A 670-nucleotide genomic window follows, 5' to 3' on the forward strand; every position below is an offset into this window, starting at 1 on the left:
TCGCCCTCGCCGACCACCCGTGGCTCGCCGGGTACGCGCTCTTCGGCAACGTCCTCCTCCCCGGCTCCGCCTTCCTCGAGCTCGCCCTCGCCGCCGCTCACCGCGTCGGCCTCGATCGCGTCGAGGACCTCACCGTGGAGACGCCCCTCGCGCTGCCCGCGCACGGCGCCGTCCTCTTGCAGGTGTCCGTCGCCCCTCCCGACGAGACCGGGCGCAGGCGGCTCGCCCTGCACGCACGCCCCGAGGACGCCCTCTCGTGGACCTGCCACGCCACCGGCCTCCTCGGCCCCGCCGCCCCCTCCGCTCCCTTCGACCTCCGCACCTGGCCGCCCGAGGGTGCTTCCCCCCTTCCTCTCGACGGCCTCTACGACCGCCTCGCCCACCTCGGCCTCTCCTGCGCCCCGGAGCTCCAGGCGCTCACCACTGTCTGGAAGCTCGGCGACGACCTCTTTGCCGAGGTCCGCCTCCCCGCCTCCTCCACCGCCGGCTTCGGCCTCCACCCCGCGCTCCTCGAGGCGGCCTTCCACGCCCTCGCCCTGAACGACGCGGATCAGATCGTCCTCCCTTCCTCCTGGTCCGGCGCGTCCTTGCGTGCCGCCGGCGCCTCTTCCCTCCGCGTCCGCCTCTCGCTCCCCGCCGGAGGCCCTCCCTCTCTCCGGATCGCGGACTC

At 75.1% G+C, this 670-nt stretch carries 1 protein-coding gene; it reads left to right on the forward strand.

Annotated elements, in window-relative coordinates:
- A partial coding sequence (locus MNZ27_RS23265; RefSeq protein ID WP_242396438.1) for a polyketide synthase dehydratase domain-containing protein occupies positions 1 to 670 on the forward strand: 670 nt, incomplete at both ends.

This window comes from Anaeromyxobacter oryzisoli (genome assembly GCF_022690765.1).
GTDB lineage: Bacteria > Myxococcota > Myxococcia > Myxococcales > Anaeromyxobacteraceae > Anaeromyxobacter > Anaeromyxobacter oryzisoli.